The sequence below is a fragment of the Streptococcus sanguinis genome, from assembly GCF_003943735.1.
GTDB classification, from domain to species: Bacteria; Bacillota; Bacilli; order Lactobacillales; family Streptococcaceae; genus Streptococcus; species Streptococcus sanguinis_E.
In genome coordinates this window covers 115,906-133,455 of record NZ_RJMV01000004.1, presented here as the reverse complement: position 1 = coordinate 133,455, position 17,550 = coordinate 115,906, and the positions used below count along the sequence as shown (strand labels likewise).

17 protein-coding genes and 1 other annotated feature are annotated in these 17,550 nt (G+C 41.7%); of the genes, 14 read left to right on the top strand and 3 right to left on the bottom strand.

Features of this window, described 5'->3' with window-relative positions; translation table 11 throughout:
• Positions 1–147: 147 nt before the first annotated feature.
• Positions 148–1,797, bottom strand: coding sequence for an Rqc2 family fibronectin-binding protein FbpA (gene fbpA, locus D8877_RS06485; protein ID WP_125352778.1), 1,650 nt, complete (start codon positions 1,795–1,797; stop codon positions 148–150).
• A gap of 158 nt (positions 1,798–1,955) precedes the next feature.
• On the opposite strand from fbpA, the gene D8877_RS06480 reads away from it, so the two are divergent.
• The 13 genes from D8877_RS06480 (at position 1,956) to D8877_RS06420 (ending at position 14,893) form a co-directional block, all read left to right on the top strand.
• Positions 1,956–2,516, top strand: a complete 561-nt coding sequence (locus tag D8877_RS06480) for an RNA polymerase sigma factor (RefSeq protein WP_009660270.1) — start codon at positions 1,956–1,958, stop codon at positions 2,514–2,516.
• Entirely contained in the window at positions 2,497–3,246 is a 750-nt protein-coding gene (locus D8877_RS06475) for a beta-carotene 15,15'-monooxygenase (protein WP_125352776.1), read from the top strand. Before D8877_RS06480 ends, D8877_RS06475 begins: the two co-directional genes overlap by 20 nt.
• Positions 3,230–4,114, top strand: coding sequence for an ABC transporter ATP-binding protein (locus D8877_RS06470; protein ID WP_125346983.1), 885 nt, complete (start codon positions 3,230–3,232; stop codon positions 4,112–4,114). The genes D8877_RS06475 and D8877_RS06470 overlap by 17 nt, the downstream gene beginning before the upstream one ends.
• Entirely contained in the window at positions 4,098–5,282 is a 1,185-nt protein-coding gene (locus D8877_RS06465; protein ID WP_125346982.1) for an ABC transporter permease subunit, read from the top strand. The genes D8877_RS06470 and D8877_RS06465 overlap by 17 nt, the downstream gene beginning before the upstream one ends.
• 64 nt (positions 5,283–5,346) lie before the next feature.
• Positions 5,347–5,580: a binding site (T-box leader), on the top strand.
• A gap of 125 nt (positions 5,581–5,705) precedes the next feature.
• Complete coding sequence (gene trpX / locus D8877_RS06460) at positions 5,706–6,713, top strand: tryptophan ABC transporter substrate-binding protein (protein ID WP_125352774.1); 1,008 nt, start codon at positions 5,706–5,708, stop codon at positions 6,711–6,713.
• 180 nt (positions 6,714–6,893) lie between these two features.
• On the top strand, positions 6,894–7,124 hold the full coding sequence (locus D8877_RS06455; protein ID WP_004187353.1) for an AbrB/MazE/SpoVT family DNA-binding domain-containing protein: 231 nt from the start codon (positions 6,894–6,896) through the stop codon (positions 7,122–7,124).
• Positions 7,125–7,344: 220 nt separating this feature from the next.
• Entirely contained in the window at positions 7,345–8,088 is a 744-nt protein-coding gene (locus D8877_RS06450) for an ABC transporter ATP-binding protein (RefSeq protein ID WP_185760187.1), read from the top strand.
• Positions 8,089–8,090: 2 nt separating this feature from the next.
• The gene (locus D8877_RS06445) at positions 8,091–8,825 is read left to right on the top strand and encodes an ABC transporter permease (RefSeq protein WP_185760186.1); all 735 of its coding nucleotides are present in this window, start codon (positions 8,091–8,093) and stop codon (positions 8,823–8,825) included.
• Positions 8,826–9,106: 281 nt separating this feature from the next.
• Positions 9,107–10,156, top strand: coding sequence for a phenylalanine--tRNA ligase subunit alpha (gene pheS / locus D8877_RS06440; protein WP_125352767.1), 1,050 nt, complete (start codon positions 9,107–9,109; stop codon positions 10,154–10,156).
• 45 nt (positions 10,157–10,201) lie between these two features.
• On the top strand, positions 10,202–10,711 hold the full coding sequence (locus tag D8877_RS06435) for a GNAT family N-acetyltransferase (RefSeq protein WP_009660486.1): 510 nt from the start codon (positions 10,202–10,204) through the stop codon (positions 10,709–10,711).
• 246 nt (positions 10,712–10,957) lie between these two features.
• Positions 10,958–13,363, top strand: coding sequence for a phenylalanine--tRNA ligase subunit beta (pheT, locus tag D8877_RS06430; RefSeq protein WP_125352765.1), 2,406 nt, complete (start codon positions 10,958–10,960; stop codon positions 13,361–13,363).
• Between the two features lie 159 nt (positions 13,364–13,522).
• Positions 13,523–13,915 (top strand): YbgA family protein, encoded by a 393-nt coding sequence (locus D8877_RS06425; RefSeq protein WP_125352763.1) that lies wholly within the window; start codon positions 13,523–13,525, stop codon positions 13,913–13,915.
• Between the two features lie 150 nt (positions 13,916–14,065).
• Positions 14,066–14,893 carry an alpha/beta fold hydrolase gene (locus D8877_RS06420; protein ID WP_125352761.1) on the top strand — a complete coding sequence of 276 codons (828 nt, stop codon included), beginning with the start codon at positions 14,066–14,068 and terminating at the stop codon, positions 14,891–14,893.
• Positions 14,894–15,016: 123 nt separating this feature from the next.
• On the opposite strand, the gene D8877_RS06415 is transcribed toward D8877_RS06420, so the two are convergent.
• Positions 15,017–16,162 carry a cobalamin-independent methionine synthase II family protein gene (locus D8877_RS06415; protein ID WP_185760185.1) on the bottom strand — a complete coding sequence of 382 codons (1,146 nt, stop codon included), beginning with the start codon at positions 16,160–16,162 and terminating at the stop codon, positions 15,017–15,019.
• 132 nt (positions 16,163–16,294) lie between these two features.
• A complete protein-coding gene (locus D8877_RS06410) occupies positions 16,295–16,762 on the bottom strand; it encodes a GNAT family N-acetyltransferase (RefSeq protein ID WP_125352757.1) in 468 nt (155 codons plus the stop codon).
• A 234-nt stretch (positions 16,763–16,996) separates the two neighbouring features.
• Between D8877_RS06410 and D8877_RS06405 the strand changes: the two genes are divergently transcribed.
• Positions 16,997–17,467, top strand: a complete 471-nt coding sequence (locus D8877_RS06405) for an SP_0198 family lipoprotein (RefSeq protein WP_125352755.1) — start codon at positions 16,997–16,999, stop codon at positions 17,465–17,467.
• Positions 17,468–17,550: the final 83 nt, after the last annotated feature.

Below are 17,550 nucleotides of genomic sequence, written 5' to 3'. Positions count from 1 at the left end.
TTCGGAAAAGCTCAAAAACAGGTAGAACTTATGTTCTACCTGTTTTGTTATCAAAAAATTCTTGAAAGTGATGGAGATAATAGAATGCTTCAGCTGGCTAATGACTGTCCTGCTCCTAAGTCAGTTTGATAGTTAAAGAGGGTAACTTTATATCTTCATGCTTTTAATTTTCTCTTCATCTGGTGTGACGCGCAAGGTTTTCTGGCCCGTATAGGTGACAAATCCTGGCTTTCCACCGGTTGGTTTGTTGAGTTTTCTAGTCTCAATCATATCTACTTGGACCAGATTGGAGAGTCTGGCCTTGGAGAAGTAGGCCGCTAGCTCGGCAGCGTCTGTCTTGACCTCATCGCTAGGCTGAAGATTGCCTGTGATGACCACATGACTGCCTGGAATATCCTTGGCGTGAAACCAAAGCTCGTCCTTCTTGGCCATCTTAAACGTCAGCACATCATTTTGTAGATTGTTACGTCCAACCAGGATAATGGTTTGGCCATCTGTTGCCAAATATTTCTCCGGTTTCTGCCTTTTTTGGATTTTCTCTCTCTGGCGTCGGCGGATAAATCCAGTCTGGATTAGTTCCTCTCGTATTTCTGCAATTTCAGTCAGGCTGGCCTGAGCAAGAGCTATTTCCACGCTCTCTAGGTAGAGAATCGTAGTCCGTGTCTCCTCAATCAAGCTGGTCAGGTGTTTGACGGCTTCCTTGAGCTTCTGGTAACGTTTGAAATAGCGCTGGGCATTTTGGTTGGGAGTCAGGGCCTTGTCAAGCGAGATAATAATCTTCTCACCTGTATAGTAATTATCCAACTCAACCTGGTCCTGATCGTTAGGTACCTGATGGAGAAAGGTAGTTAAGAGCTCCCCTTTTTGGCGGAATTCTTCTGCATTCTCCGTTGCTAGGAGCTCTTCCTCTTGCTTGCCCAGCTTTTTCCGGTTCTTTTCCAACTCATTTTCTACTCGGCGAATGAGTTCGCTGGCCTGCTGGTTGACCCGATCGCGCTCTGCTTTGTCCTTATAGAAAGTGTCCAAAAGCTCGGATAGCGTGGACATTTGGGTCTTGCTGTCGGAAAATAGCAGAGCAGAGAAGGATTTTTCGGTCAGGCTAGGCTGGGTCGGACTGGAAAAAAATGCACGGAAAGTTTTGAGCTTGTCAGCTGCCAGACGGCCACTGAGTTCAGTAGCTGTATCCCGACCCAATCCCTGAAAAATCTGCTGCAGGCGTTTGGGCTCTATGTCTTCAGTATGCAGGATTTCAAAGAGCTTTTCATCACCCACAGTGAAAGGATTGAGGCTGCCTGTCTGAGGCGGTGCGACATAGGTTGAGCCTGGCAGGATCGTTCGATAGCTATTTTGTGAAAATCCGACATGTTTGATGGCTTCAATAATCTTACCGCTAGCCTTGTCCAAGAGAATGATATTGCTGTGCTTGCCCATGATTTCGATGACCAAAGTCACAGCCACGCTGTCGCCGATTTCATTCTTATTCGAAACACTGATTTCCAAAATCCGGTCATTCTCCACTTGCTGGATTGCTTCAATGACGGCGCCCTGCAGGTATTTGCGCATGACCATGATAAAGGTATTGGGAACAGCTGGATTTTCAAACGTGGTATCTGTCAGCTGGACGCGCCCAAAGACCGAGTGGGCTGACAGGAGCAGCTTGTGGCTTTTACGGTTGCTGCGAATCTGTAAAACTAGCTCCTGTTCAAAGGGCTGATTAATTTTCTGAATGCGGCCGCCCAGCAATTCGCGGCGGAGCTCCTCTGTCATGTGGTGTAAAAAAAATCCGTCGAAAGACATGTTTTTCTCCTTGAAACTTGCTAAAGAAAATTATAACAAAAAACCAAGCTAAAAGCTTCTAAATTTTTTGACAAAAAATTTTTAAAAAATTAAATGATTTTTATATAAAAATTGTTAATATAGTAGTGAGAAGGAATTTAAATATAGATGGAGCTAGAATGTTTGAAGATTATATTTTAATTCAAAAGATAAAAAATGGAGACCAAAATGCGTGGGAAAGGGTGATTGAGAAGTATTATCACTCTATCTATTTTTACTGTGTACGCAGATGTTATGGTAATGTCCAGTTAGCAGCAGATTTGACGCAAGATATTTTTCTTAAAGTGATAGAAAATATCAAAAACTATCGTTTTACAGGGAAATTTCATAATTATCTATTCACAATTGCTGTTCATCATTGTAATAACCATTATAAAAAGAAAGAAATAGAAAAAGTTGAATTCAACGAAAGTGTTTTATCTTCTCACGAAAGCGATGGTATGACAAATTTAGTAGTTAACGAAGAAAATAAGGTAATTCAACACGCCTTAAATCAGTTGTCAAATTCTCAAAGAGAGGCTATTATTTTGAGATATTACCATGATTTAAAGGTTAAGGATATTGCAAAGATTACAGGTGTAGGTGTTCCAACTGCTCAGTCCCGAATTCATCAAGGGCTTGTAAAACTGTCAAAGTTCTTAGATAAAGAGGCATTTGCTTATGACGAAAAAAGTTATTGAACGTTTAAAAAATTATCAATTAGAAGTTGATGAATCTAGAAAAAAAGAGGTTCTTTTACTCGGTGTTGCTCATCTGAAAAGTCAGAAAAAGATGATTTCTTATCTGGAATTGGCTCTTTTTACTATTCGGTTTATTAGTTTAAAAACTTGGTTGATTCAGTTCGCAGTATTGGGAATCAGCTTATTAGTTATATTAAACAATCCGCTCGGTCTCGTTTATACTCTAATAAAAAATTTAACAGGATTGCTAATAATCTCTCTACTTTTCTTTATGGAGGAATTATTTAAAAGTTTTACATCTGGAATGTGGGAATTAGAGCAAACTTTCAAGTACGATTTACGCCAGCATGTATTAGTGAAACTCTTTATTTTTGGCTTTATTGATTTTTTGATTGTTCTGAGCTTTTCTATATTAACAAACTTACTCTTTGGATTTTCTTTTTTTAGTATGTTACTGTATTTGTTAGTCCCCTATAATATTGTTTGTATTGTTTTGTTTTATTCTCTCTCTTGTTGGAGAAATTCTGGCAATCATCGTAGTGCATGGTTCGTTTTGGGTATGGCTCTTTTAATTCTATTTGTAGCTTTGAATCTATTCAATCCTTATCGTATGGCTGTTATTTATTGGTTCCTAACTTATTTAATATCTCTTTTGATTCTCGTACTTTTGTTCTTTAAACAATTAAAAAAATTGACAGCAGGAGGAATGTGGAATGGAACTCAGTCTTAAAAACATTAAAAAAGAATATGGAAACAAGTTGGTATTAGATTATGTTTCCATTTCATTAAAACCAGGACTTTACGGACTTTTAGGTTCGAATGGATCAGGAAAGACGACGCTTTTTCGGATTATTTGTGGTCTCATGAAGCCTACTCAGGGAGCTGTTTTCTTTAACGGAAAAAATATAGTTAATCAAGCAGAAAATTTTAGAGATGTTTTAGGTTTTTTACCACAGGATTTTCGATATTATCCTGACTTTACTGCTAGAAATTTTCTACTCTATATTGCCTCTTTAAAAGGGTTGAGTCGAAAAAATGCTTCTACAACAAGCGATGAATTATTAGATTTGCTTGGCTTATCTGCTATCAAAAATAAAAAAATTAGAAAACTTTCTGGTGGAATGAAGCAGAGATTAGGAATTGCACAAGCGCTCTTAAACGATCCTCAAGTTCTTGTGTTAGATGAGCCAACAGTTGGACTAGATCCTAAAGAACGGGTTAAATTCCGAAAGTTATTAAGTAGTTTATCAAAGGAAAAAATCATTCTTTTATCGACCCATATTGTATCAGATGTCGAAAGTATCGCTGACGAAATTTTGATTTTAAAAAATGGGCGTTTACGAGATAGAGGAACGGTTAATCAATTAGTTTCTGAAATATCTGACAAGGTTTGGGAATGTGAAGTAACAGAATGTGAGGCTAATAAATTAGAAGAGACTTTTCTTGTGAGCAATCGCCGCCAGGATGGTCAACATATCGTGATGAGAATTGTTTCTGAACAAGCTCCAATCCCGAAGGCTTCCTTGGTTAGCCCAACTTTAGAAGATTTGTATCTCTATTATTTTAGAGAGGAGATGCGGGATGAAGACACTTATTAGATTTGAATTTCAAAAAATTCTAAAGAACAAAACGATTTTGGGAAGTTTTGTTGCAAGTTTATTTCTACTTGCTGGTATTTTTTTCATAGGCTATCATTATTCTCAGTATCAATTTGCAGCGAGAGACAATGTTGCACATGGCTATTCCAAAGATATTGAACAGAGTTATAGAGGGGAGTTTACAGATGATAAAATTCGAGGGATTATAGCAGACGATCTCAAAAAATTTCAAGAGAGAGAACTTTCTGATGATGGAAGTTGGAAAGAGAAAGGAGAACCTTGGCTCTTTCATCCATTTTATCTCTTTACAGAACAGATAAGTGATGTTTTTGTCAAAGACGCACGTCATCTTTATGAAAAGCAGATGGAACGTGTGAAAAAAGGAAAAATGTTGACGATTGAAGACATAGAAGTACGTAGCATTAAGGATCTTGGTTTTAAAGAGTTTGGGAAACCTCTAAAAATTGGCAATTATGCACCTTGGCTTGATTTATATAAAGTTCAGGGAAATGTTTCGATTTTAGTTTCTATTCTAGTCATTTTAGTTTGTTCTTTGATTTTTTCAGACGATAAGGCTAAAAATATGAATCAAGTATTGTTGACAACTAAATATGGCCGTAATAAACTGATAAGGGCCAAGATTGGAGTGGCTTTCCTCTTGACTTTTGTACTATTTATAGTTTTTCAAATGGTCACTTATTTTGTATTTTCTAGTATGTATGATACTAGTGGATGGAGTTCTAGTATTCAGACTAACTTAGATTTGGGGTTATTCAGTTTTCCATTGGAGTGGAATCATCTACAAGTTTACTTTTGGTTTTTGTGCTTACAATTTACAGGGCTTCTTTTTACAGCGGGAGTAACATTATTGATGTCCTCTCTGCTAAACTCTCCTTTGTCTGTCTTGTCATTTTCTATTAGTCTGTATTTGTTGCCCTATTTTTTAGCTCAGATTTTTCGAGAAGGAGTTGCTCAAAAACTACTTTATCTTTTTCCAATCAATCAGCAGTCAGTCGGAAAACTATTAGGACTGTTTGCTTCGAATAAGGAATATTTTTTTCAAGATTTTATCATAAATAGTCTCTTCGTTTTTAGTTTTCTAATCGGTTTGGCTTTTGCATTGAAGATAATATCTTATTTTCATGCTAAAAATTGGAAATTTGCTTGAGTAGTCAAATCCGAACATTTTATAAAAATTTTCAAAAAGGTCTTGACATCTTTTCAGGAAAAACTTAAAATATAGGAAATTAGAAAAGTAGTAGATGAATTTGTTTTTAGCGAGCTTGTGGTTGGTGGAAATGAGCAGCAAATCTTTACGAAGTTGGGCTAATTGATAAAATGAATTTGAAACAATAAGAATTCGGTGGGCACACCTTACAGTGCAGCTTGTTTGATGACAAGATAGAGATATGGGAATATTAGCTATTTTCCATAATTGAGGTGGCACCGCGATTTTCGCCCTCACACAGAATACCTGTGTGAGGTTTTTTGTTGCTTATTATAAAAAACAAGGAGAACTGCCTATGTTTAAACGATGGCGTCCCTAGGGATTAAACAGAAAAAATATAAAACATAGAAATGGAGAAAGAACATGAAAAATAAACGATTAATAACTATCTTAGGCCTTCTGGCCATTTTGGCAATCGGTGGGATTGTCTATTCCAGCTTGAACAGCAAAGGAAACACCACTAAGACTAGTGGCGACAGTCAGACAGTCAAGGTAGGCGTGCTGCAGTATGTCAGCCACCCTTCGCTGGATTTGATTTACAAGGGGATTCAGGATGGTCTGGCTGAGGAAGGCTATAAGGGCGACAAGATTAAGATTGACTTTATGAATGCTGAGGGCGATCAGAGTAAGGTCTCTACTATGAGCAAACAGCTGGTTTCCAATGAAAATGATGTGCTGATTGGGATTGCAACTCCGTCTGCCCAAGGACTGGCTGCAGCTACTAAGGACAAGCCTATTGTCATGGGAGCTATCACAGATCCAGTCGGAGCAAACCTAGTGAAAAATCTGGACAAGCCAGGTGGCAATATCACGGGTGTCTCTGACCGCAATCCAGCCAAGCAACAGTTAGAGCTGATTAAAAAATTAACTCCAGATGTTAAGACTATAGGTGCGCTATACTCTAGCAGCGAAGACAACTCCAAAGCTCAGGTAGAAGAGTTCAAAAAATTGGCTGAAGAGGCAGGCTACAAGGTAGAGGAATACTCTATTCCTTCAACCAATGAAATTGCATCAACCATGAATGTCATGACTGGCAAGGTTGACGCTATCTGGATTCCAATTGACAATACCATTGCATCAGCTTTTGCGACAGTTGTGTCCAGCAATAAAGAAGCTAAGAAACCGATTTATCCAAGTGCAACAGCCATGGTAGAAGAAGGTGGTCTTGCCTCTGTCGTTGTAGACCAGTATGACCTAGGTGTTGCGACTGGTAAAATGGCAGCTAAAGTCTTAAAAGGTGCTAAACCTGCTGATACTGCAGTAGATATTTTTGATACTGGTAAATCTGTTATCAATACCAAAAATGCCAAAGAACTTGGCATTACTGTGCCAGAAGATGTTTTGAAAGAAGCAGGACAAGTGATTAAATAGAAAGAAAGGGAGTCTGTTGTTTTACAGACTTCTTTTTCTCGATAGTCTCTTCTTGTAAAACCTTTCCCGCAGTTGTATAATAGAATTGGCTCAAGTGAATGAGAAGAGCAAATGAAGTGCAGTTTGCTCCAGTAGATTTTACGAAGAGATAGAAGCGGAAAGGGAGTTAGTCAAGAAAGAATGGAAGAAGATATTCAAAAAAACCGCTATATGGGATCGGTCAAGGTTGGCCCCAAGGGGCAGATTGTCATTCCCAAAGAAGTGAGAGATATGTTTGAAATTCAACCTGGGGATGCTCTGGTCCTCTTTGCAGATGCCCAGCAAGGCATTGCCATCCAGCGTTACGAACTCTATGAAGATCTATTTAATCAGACCTTCAATGGAGACAAAAGTTCAAAAAGTGATTTATAAAATCGGAATCTGCTTAAGCAGATTTTTTCTTTTGCTTTTATTTGCTACTACTAATGAATGAGTGTATAATAAGTATAAGAAGTTATACAACTTATACCAAACTCTTTCGAGATTGAGTTAGAATAGCTCAGTTTTTAGCTAAATGAGTAAGTTGTGATTAACTTTAGATGTTAAACTCATATCTTTAAATTACATTTCGTTTTTTAGTTCCTCATATCTGATGAAAGGAGATGTCCTTATGTATGCAGTTGAGATGCAAGATTTGACCAAGCAATACGGCTCAAAGACGGTTGTTGATGGTTTGAATCTAAAAATTGAAGAGGGTGAATTCTTTGCCATGCTGGGCTCTAATGGTGCGGGGAAAACAACAACGATTAAGATGCTGTCCTGTCTAGTTGAGCCGACAGCAGGAGATGCCTTAATGCTAGGCTATAGCATTCGCAAGGAGGAAGATGCTGTCAAGGAAATGATTAATGTTTCGCCTCAGGAAACAGCTGTTGCTCCCAAGCTGACAGTCAAGGAAAATCTGGAGATGATTGCTCGTTTATATGGATTTTCTAAGGAAGAAGCGGTGCAAAAGACAGAGCATCTGATGGAGACATTTGACCTGACGGATAAACAGCATGATCAGGCCAAATCCTTGTCAGGTGGCTGGCAGCGCAAGCTCAGTATTGCAATGGCTCTAATCAGTCAGCCCAAGATTTTGTTTCTGGACGAACCGACCTTGGGACTAGATGTACGGGCTAGAAGGGAGTTATGGAAGAATATTGAGCAACTAAAGGGAAAAGTTACAGTGATTCTGACCACACATTATCTAGAAGAAGCCGAGGCTTTGGCCGACCGACTTTGCATTATGGATAAGGGAGTGGTGCAGATCTTGGGGACAGCCGAGGAAATTATCCAAGCTTCCGGTAAGAAGGATTTTGAAGAGGCCTTTTTGTCCTATACGGAAGGAGGGGAATGAGCATGAGAGCCTTCATTTTTGCAAAGCGCAATTTCAAAGAAATCATGCGTGATTATGTCAGCAGTCTGATGGGAATTGGTTTTCCTGTCTTTCTGATTATCGCCCTGTCCCTTATGAAACAGAGCCTCAAAGGGATGCCAGCTATATTTTCCATTGAAAATTTTGCTCCAAGTATGATGGTGTTTGGTGCTTCCTGGCTAACTATTTTTGTTGGCAGTCTAATGACAACAGACCGCAATAGCTCTTTTCTCATGCGGCTGCTATCTACACCGCTTAGAAGTGTGGATTATATCTTAGGGTATTCGATTCCAGTTCTGCCTCTGGCTCTTTTACAGGGCATAGCTAGTTTTGCAACTGCAATGATTTTTGGCTTATCCTTAAATCTGGGAACTTTTTACGCACTCTTGGTTTTGATTCCAGTAGCTCTGCTCTTTATTTCGTTGGGCTTACTTTTAGGCTCAGCTTTCTCTAGCAGTAATGCAGTCAGTGGTTTTGGAACTATTCTTGTCAATGCCACGGTTTTTCTCAGTGGAGCAGTGCTTCCGATTGAGATGATAGGAGGTGGTTTTGAAGCATTTTGCAATGCTTTGCCATTTGCCCATGCAGCCAAGGCTGTTCAGCTAGCATTGGCTCAAGATTTGAATTCACTTTTGCCTCATCTGTTTTGGGTTTTGCTTTATGCTTTCCTATTCTTTATCCCTTCTGTCTGGATTTTCAAAAAGAGGATGAAAGGGTAGAGGTTTAGTTCAATCTAGAATTCAGCTGGATTAGCTTGCGAAATATTTAGAAATCTGTTAGAATGAAATATAACTAAATAGCAATCCGCAAGACCAGTAACCTAGGGGAAGTTTAACAGGGAGGGGAGCCAGCGACTGAAAGCTCTCTAGATGAAAGCTAGGCGAATTCACTTGCTCTAGGATTGATAAGTAAGGTCTGGCTTGCCAGATAAAAAACGGATGGTACCGCGTGTCAACGCTCCGCTTATGGAGATTGGCGCGCTTTTTATTTTGGAGGGAAAATGACGAAAACGATTGAAGAACAACTGAAAAGCCTGCGTGAAGAGACTCTAGCTTCTCTTAAGCAGCTCAAGGCTGAGAATCAAAAGGAACTGCAAGATTTGCGTGTAGCTGTCTTGGGGAAAAAGGGTTCGCTGACTGAAGTCCTGAAAGGGATGAAGGACATTTCAGCTGAAATGCGGCCGATTATCGGGAAGCATGTCAATGAAGCGCGTGATATTCTGACAGCAGCCTTTGAAAAGACTGCTCAAGAGATGGAAGAGCAATTAGTAGCTCTGAAACTGGCTGAGGAATCCTTGGATGTGACTCTACCAGGCCGTCGAATTCCAGTAGGGAACCGACATATTCTCAGCCAGACTAGTGAAGAAATTGAAGATATTTTCATCGGGATGGGCTATCAGGTCGTAGACGGCTTTGAAGTGGAGAAGGACTATTACAACTTTGAGCGGATGAATCTGCCTAAGGATCACCCAGCACGGGATATGCAGGACACTTTCTACATTACAGAGGAGATCCTGCTCAGAACCCACACCAGTCCGGTGCAGGCGCGAGCTATGGACGCTCATGACTTTTCTAAAGGGCCACTCAAGATGATCTCACCAGGACGCGTTTTCCGTCGGGATACCGATGATGCGACTCACTCCCACCAATTCCATCAGATTGAAGGCTTGGTGGTTGGAGAAAATATTTCCATGGCAAACCTGCAAGGAACGCTGCAGCTGATTGTCCAGAAGATGTTTGGCGAGGACCGCAGTATCCGACTGCGTCCGTCATACTTCCCATTCACAGAGCCATCTGTTGAAGTGGATGTTTCCTGCTTCAAGTGTGGTGGTGCCGGCTGTAATGTCTGCAAGAAGACTGGCTGGATTGAGATTATGGGAGCTGGTATGGTGCATCCGCGAGTACTGGAAATGAGCGGCATTGATGCAGAGAAATATTCTGGATTTGCCTTTGGTCTTGGTCAAGAGCGGGTAGCTATGCTTCGCTACGGTATCAACGACATTCGTGGCTTCTACCAAGGAGATATTCGTTTTTCTCAGCAGTTTAAGTAGAAACCTGTATTCATAAATGCAGCTTTTCTGAGAAGGGAGTGCAGTATGTTAGTCAGAGTCAAAAAAGAAGAAGCGAGCCTCCTGCGGGAGTTGGAGGTCGCGACCTATCAAGAAACCTTTGGTCCATTTATCAAGGAAGCTGATATGGCTCATTATTTTGACAATGAGCTGTCGCTTGCGACTATCGAAAAGGAGCTGGCAGATCCTGAGTCAGAGACTTATTTTGTTGTCAAAGATGGTGAAATTGCTGGTTTTCTCAAGTTTAACTGGGGACAGGCTCAAACGGAGCAAGAACTGCCACAGGCCTTTGAGGTTCAGCGAATCTATGTCTTGAAAGCCTATCATGGTCAAGGCTTGGGCAAGGAAATGTTTGAATTTGCCTTGGAAGAAGCCGAGAAACGAGGCTTTGACTGGGTCTGGCTGGGCGTTTGGGAAAAGAATTTTAGAGCTCAAGATTTTTACTTCAAATACGGCTTTGAAAAATTCAGCCAGCACGACTATATCACTGGTGAGACGGTAGACACAGACTGGCTGCTGCGCAAGAAATTGAAATAAACAAGAAAATTTAAAGAGAGGAAATGATACGACCTAAAAGCTCTAAATTGAAATGATTTGTTTCTGAAATCAGGATTTCAGACAAATCCCTAAAATTTGGTCGGTCAAGTTCCTCAGCAATAGAATAGAGAAAGGAATTGAACCCGGGCTAAAAACTCGGAAAAAAGATAGATCTGCAATCATTCATCGAATGCTTAGCCAATCTCCTATTTTTCAGTCGTTTTTGACGCCCTTGGTATCTTAAATATGCTAGTAAGTTATAAGTGGTTAAAAGAGTTAGTGGACATTGATGTGGCAAGCGCTGAGCTGGCTGAGAAAATGTCAACGACAGGAATTGAAGTGGAAGGTGTGACATCACCAGCTGCTGGCCTGTCGAAAATTGTTGTTGGTGAGGTGGTATCGTGTGAGGATGTTCCAGATACTCACCTGCATGTCTGTCAAGTCAATGTCGGAGAAGAGGTGAACCGTCAGATTGTCTGTGGTGCTCCAAATGTTCGCGCAGACATCAAGGTTATGGTGGCTTTGCCAGGTGCTCGCATTGCCGACAATTATAAGATTAAAAAAGGAAAAATCCGTGGCTTGGAGTCACTGGGCATGATCTGCTCTCTCGGTGAGCTGGGCATTTCTGATTCTGTCGTGCCAAAGGAATTTGCGGATGGCATTCAAATCCTGCCTGAAGAAGCAGTGCCAGGTGAGGAAGTCTTCTCTTATCTGGACTTGGACGATGAGATTATCGAGCTTTCCATCACACCAAACCGAGCTGATGCTCTGTCTATGCGTGGGGTGGCTCATGAAGTGGCTGCGATTTATGATAAGTCAGTACATTTCAAAGATTTTTCGCTGGTGGAAAATCAAAAGCAGGCAGCTGACAGTCTTTCAGTAGCCCTTGAGACAGAGAAAGCCCCTTACTATGCGGCTCGTATCTTGGAAAATGTTACCATCGCCCCAAGTCCTCAGTGGCTGCAAAATCTCCTCATGAACGAAGGTATCCGTCCGATTAACAATGTAGTGGACGTGACCAACTACATCCTGCTCTACTTTGGTCAGCCCATGCATGCATTTGATCTGGATACGTTTGAGGGCGACCAGATTGTTGTGCGGGAAGCGCGTGCTGGTGAAAAGCTGGTGACGCTGGACGGAGAAGAGCGGGAGCTGGAAGTTAGCGACTTAGTCATTACTGTGGCAGATAAGCCAGTGGCTTTGGCTGGTGTCATGGGAGGAGCAGCGACCGAAATCTCTGGCCAGTCCACTCGTGTTGTTCTGGAAGCAGCTGTCTTTGATGGTAAATCAATCCGCAAGACCAGCGGTCGCCTTAACCTGCGCTCGGAATCATCTTCCCGTTTTGAAAAAGGCATCAATGTGGCAACTGTTAATGAGGCTTTGGATGCGGCAGCAAGCATGATTGCGGACTTGGCAGGAGCGACTGTTCAGGCTGGTATCGTATCAGCTGGTAGCTTAGACACTAGCGATGTAGAAGTGGTGTCTAGTCTTGCAGATGTCAACCGTGTGCTGGGAACAGATTTACTTTATACAGATATTGTGGATGTCTTCCGCAGACTTGGCTTTGGCTTGTCAGGAAATGCTGAACAGTTCACTGTCAGTGTACCTCGCCGTCGCTGGGATATTTTAATCGAAGCGGACCTCTATGAAGAAATTGCCCGTATTTACGGCTATGACAAATTGCCAGCTAGCCTGCCAAAAGATGACGGGACTGCTGGTGAATTGACTGCAACGCAACAACTGCGCCGTCAAGTACGGACCTTAGCAGAGGGAGCTGGGCTGACAGAAATCATCACCTACGCTTTGACGACACCAGAAAAGGCGATTGAGTTTACTCTCAATCCTAGTAACTTGACTGAGCTCATGTGGCCGATGACAGTGGAGCGCTCTGTTCTCCGTCAGAACATGGTTTCTGGCATTTTGGACTCCCTAGCCTACAATGTAGCTCGGAAAAATAAGAATCTAGCCCTCTATGAGATTGGAAAAGTCTTTGAGCAGACTGGCAATCCTAAGGAAGACCTGCCAAATGAAATCAATAGCTTTGCCTTTGCTTTGACAGGTTTGGTTAATGAAAAAGACTTCCAGACCAAGCCAGTAGCAGTTGATTTCTTCTATGCAAAGGGTGTAGTGGAAGCGCTCTTTGATAAGTTGGGCTTGACAGCTGAATACGCGGCTAGCAACCAGATTAAGAGCATGCACCCTGGACGGACTGCTTTAATCTCTATCAATGGCCAGCCTGTCGGCTTTGTCGGCCAGGTCCATCCTGCGACAGCCAAGGCTTACGATATTCCTGAAACTTATGTAGCTGAGCTCAACCTGTCTGCTATCGAAGAGCAGCTCCAGCCAGCACAGCCATTTACGGAAATCACTAAATTCCCAGCTGTCAGCCGTGATGTGGCCCTCTTGCTCAAGACTGAAATCACTCATCAAGAGGTCCTTGATGCAATCCTAGCAGCTGGTGTTAAACGCTTGACAGATATTAAGCTCTTTGATATCTTCTCTGGTGACAAGCTAGGTGTCGGCCTCAAATCTATGGCCTACAGCCTGACTTTCCGAAATCCAGAAGCCAGCTTGACTGACGAAGAAGTGGCTAAATACATGGAAAAAATCGAAAAATCCCTGACCGAAAAACTCGGAGCAGAAGTACGCTAATGAACGATTCCCCAGTCATGTGATTGGGGATTTTGATTAATACTCTTCGAAATTTTATTCCAATCATAGTTGATTTGTTTTCTGTCTTACTAGGATGCGAGCAATGATGTAGACGAAACGAGAAGAATTCGAAATTGAAAATCAGTAGGGAAAGTAATCATGGAAAATGTAAACCAAATCTCCCAATGTCAGACTCTTTGGGCTAGAAATAAATATCTGGTTCTCAGTCATTCTAGTAAGATCTATCTAGAAATCCGTCAGTATCTAAAAAGCGACTCGGTGGAAGCAGCACATGTTCAAGGCTTGATTGACCAGGCGGTAGCCTTGCCTGAAAACCGCGGTCAGGTCTGCAATGCCTTTCAGCATGTTTGGGGCTATTTTAAGAAAAAAGCCAGTACAACTGAAAAAGAAGATTTTATGCATCTTTTGCTTCGTTACCAATCCGGTCAGGCTGAGCAGAAAGACTTGGTAAGAGTTGTAAGGAACCTGCTAGTCAAGTATCCCAACCCTTATCTGCAGCAGTCGACCTTGATATTTGGGAATGAGGCATGAAGCTCTGAAATCAAGGGGAAAGAATAAGCTTGCTCATCTAGAAGCTTTGATGGGTGTAGATGATAAGAATAATTTGTTAGGCTCATAAACAATATTATTTTGACTAGTTTCGATAAAGAATCCACCTTGAGCAAAACGTGTCTTTAAGGTATGATTGGAGAAAAAATGTTTTTTACTTATCAGGGAAATAAATTATATTATAAAGTGATTGGTCAAGGAAAGCCAGTCTTGGCAATTCATGGTTTGGGCTGTTCATCTGAATTGATGGAAGGATGTTTGGAACCTATTTTTGAGAAATATGCTGGCTTTAAAAGGATTTATTTAGATTTACCTGGCATGGGTAGGTCTGATGCCAATCCTGCTTTTGCAAGTGCGGATGCGACTTTAGAGATGCTCTTGAACTTTATAGAGACTGTAATCAGCGAACAAACTTTTCTCTTAGCTGGAGAGTCTTATGGTGGTTATCTCGCTCGAGGAATTTTGGCTAAGAAAAGGTCAAAGATTGATGGTTTGCTGCTTATTTGTCCAGTAGTTGTACCCAATCCGCAAGAAAGAATTTTGCCTAAAGATACTCTGCTAATTAGAGAGGTAGGTTTTGATATAGCAGGCAAAAGCGAAGATTTCGTTGATTTAGCGATTTTACAGACTAAAGAAACTTATCAACGGTTTGAAAAAGAAATCCTAGCAGGGATTCAGATGATGAATGCTCCCTTTGTCCAAAAGTTGCAAGAAAACTATGCTATTTCGTTTGAAGTGGATCAAGAGATACAGGAAAAGGGCTACGATAAGCCCAGCCTTTTTATAGCAGGGAAGCAGGACCAAGTCGTGGGCTTCCAGCAGTTAGCGCAACTGTCTCACTATTATCCAAGGGCAACTCATGCTGTAATGGATCTTGCTGGTCACAATGCACAGATAGATCAAGAGGCTCTCTTTACGGCCTTGGTTGAAAATTGGCTCAAGCGAATTGAACTTTCCTGATACTAAAAGATTTAATATGTTGAACAGATGCAGATGAAACTGGAGTTCATCAAAGAAATCTAATTCAGCCCAACATTGATTTTAAAATCATAGAAAAAAGCGGTCATACCGCTTTTTTGCTTATTATCCCCAGAATTTTTGGGCGATTTCTTGGCCTTGTTTAATTTTGGCCCATTGTTGCTCAATGGTGAGTTCGTTTCCAGAGTCACAAGAGGCGAAGCCGCATTGGTGGGAGAGTAGGAGTCGCTCTTTTGGTAAAACGGTTGCTGCTTTCTCGAGCAGGTCTAGGACGCGTTTTTCGTCATCCAAGCCTGTCGTCTTACTGGAAAGCAGTCCTAAAACAACTTCCGCATCCTTGTCTTTCAAAGCTGCTAGGGCTGATACATCACCAGCTACATCGCTGTCCCACTCTAGGAAGTAGCGATCATAGTGTTGGTCGCGCAGGAATTTTTCCGCGATAGCTTCGTAGGTACCCTCGGCAGCAGAGCGGCTTTCGTAGTTGCCACGGCAGTTGTGGGTCCAGACAGTCAGTCCTAGCTCATGAGCGTAGTCTACGACTTCATTGTTGATGGCGACAAACTCGTCTGCTAAGTCAGCTAGACTAGCATTGCCCTCTGCAAAGAAGCTGGCAGGATTGGACTCGTCAAAAAGCTCCCAGAGACAGTCGTCAAACTGGATAATCTGTCCGCCAGCAGCCTTATAGTCGTCCAAAAATTCCTTGTAGGCTTGAATCAAGCCTTTTTTCAAATCTTCATTGGTCTCATAAACTTGTCCTGGTCCCGCCAAGCGGTCAAAGACAGCTAACTCAGTATAAGCATGGGCAGGTCCCCAGACAGTCAGCTTGGTATCTTGGCCAGCAGCCTCATCCTTGACTAGCTTATAAATCTCAATAAAGTGATGATTTTTACCAGAGAGTGGTGCTGTGATGCGGATACCAATATCTTTCCGAGTCTCATATTGCCCACCGTCGTGGTCCTTGAAGGTATAGCCGTGGTCAGCAATGTAGCGCTCAATTCCCTTAAGTCCCCAGACAAAGTCCAGATGCCACATGGACTTGGAGTATTCTCCATCTGTCAGGATGTCAATTCCCTTTGCCTTTTGCTCAGCAACAATCTCCTTGATGTCAGCTGTCTCCGTCTCATGGTAGCCTGGGAAGCTGTCGTAGAAGGGATATTGAATATCATCGCGGTGCTCAATTTCTGTCTTATACTGGCGGAGATTTTCTGGGCGCAGAAGAGATCCAACCAGTTGAAATTTTGATTTTGTCATAAGATTTCTCACTTTCATTACCTATTACTATCTATTGTATCGAAAATTTCTCGGCAAATAAAATAGTTAATTCTGCTGGTAGGGTATATCCGAAAACTATTGCTAGCGCTTCCTAAAATTTGTCTTTCAAGATCAAAGAATCTTCTCCATCACAGTTTCCTGAGGCTGAAGCCCTAATCGCTCATAGAAACGCAGGGCTCCGACATTGTCGTTCCAAACATTGAGAGTCAGATTATAGCAGCCGATTTTCCGAGCATAGTCTTCCGCAAAGCGGTAAAGTTGCTCGCCAACCTTTTGCCCTCTGGCTTTCTCATCTACACATAAATCCTCGATAAAAAGTGTCTTGATGGGATTAAGTACAGGACTGACAGGTTCCTTGATGGAGCAAAAGAGGTGACCGAGGATTTCTCCGGATTCGCTTTCAAAGACGAAAATAGGGGTGGACTCTTGTCCCAGAATCTTCTCTAGCTCTTCATTGCTAAACTTGCTTCCTTTGTCCTTGAAAATGTCTGGCCGAGCTTGATGGTGGACAAGCAGAATTTGCTGGAGGAGTCCTTGTAGTGCAGGAATATCGCTGACTTGGGCTTTTCTGATTGGCATAATTTTCTCCTTTTATCTTTTATAGAATCATTATACGATAGGGAACTATTTTGTCAAGAGAGCTCGGAAAGATTAACAGAACAAGTAGCGTCTGAATAGCAAAGGTCAGTCAGAGTGATTGATTTAGGCAAGGTGTATTTCCTTATAATAAAAACTGCTTTTTCTTGACAAATGAAACAGACAAGTGTAGAATATAAGTATAAACTACAAATGTAGAAAAAAGGAGAAAGCGATATGACTATTACAAAAAAAGCCTTTATCGGAATTCTATCTCTGACAGCAGCAGTCCTATTGGCTGCTTGCTCAGGCAATACCAACCAAGGAGGGAATACTAGTTCATCACAGAATACACAAGGCCAGACATCACAATCTGCGCAAAATCAGACTTCGCAGTCATCAGCCACATCTTCCTCTAATCAGCCTTCTTCATCATCAAATGCAGGGCAGGCTACTAATCTAGACGGGCGCTATCAAGCAACCGACCATGATGGTGACCAGCATGTCCTGGAAATCAATGGTACGACTGGTACCTGGACTGAGACCGAGGTTGATGGCAGTAAGGAAATCAAGCAGGTACAAGTAGATGCTGCTAACCAAAGACTGATTGTCGGTGATGATGTCAAGAGTTACCGCCAAAATGGCAATCAGCTGATTGTGGACGAATTGGATGATGATCCAGACACTCTGACCTTTACCAAGCAGTAAAGAGCTTTTCATTCTGCTCAGGACAACAGGATGAGCAGTGAGGGAATCTAACTAGGAAACTCTGAGAAAGGAGTTTCCTTTTT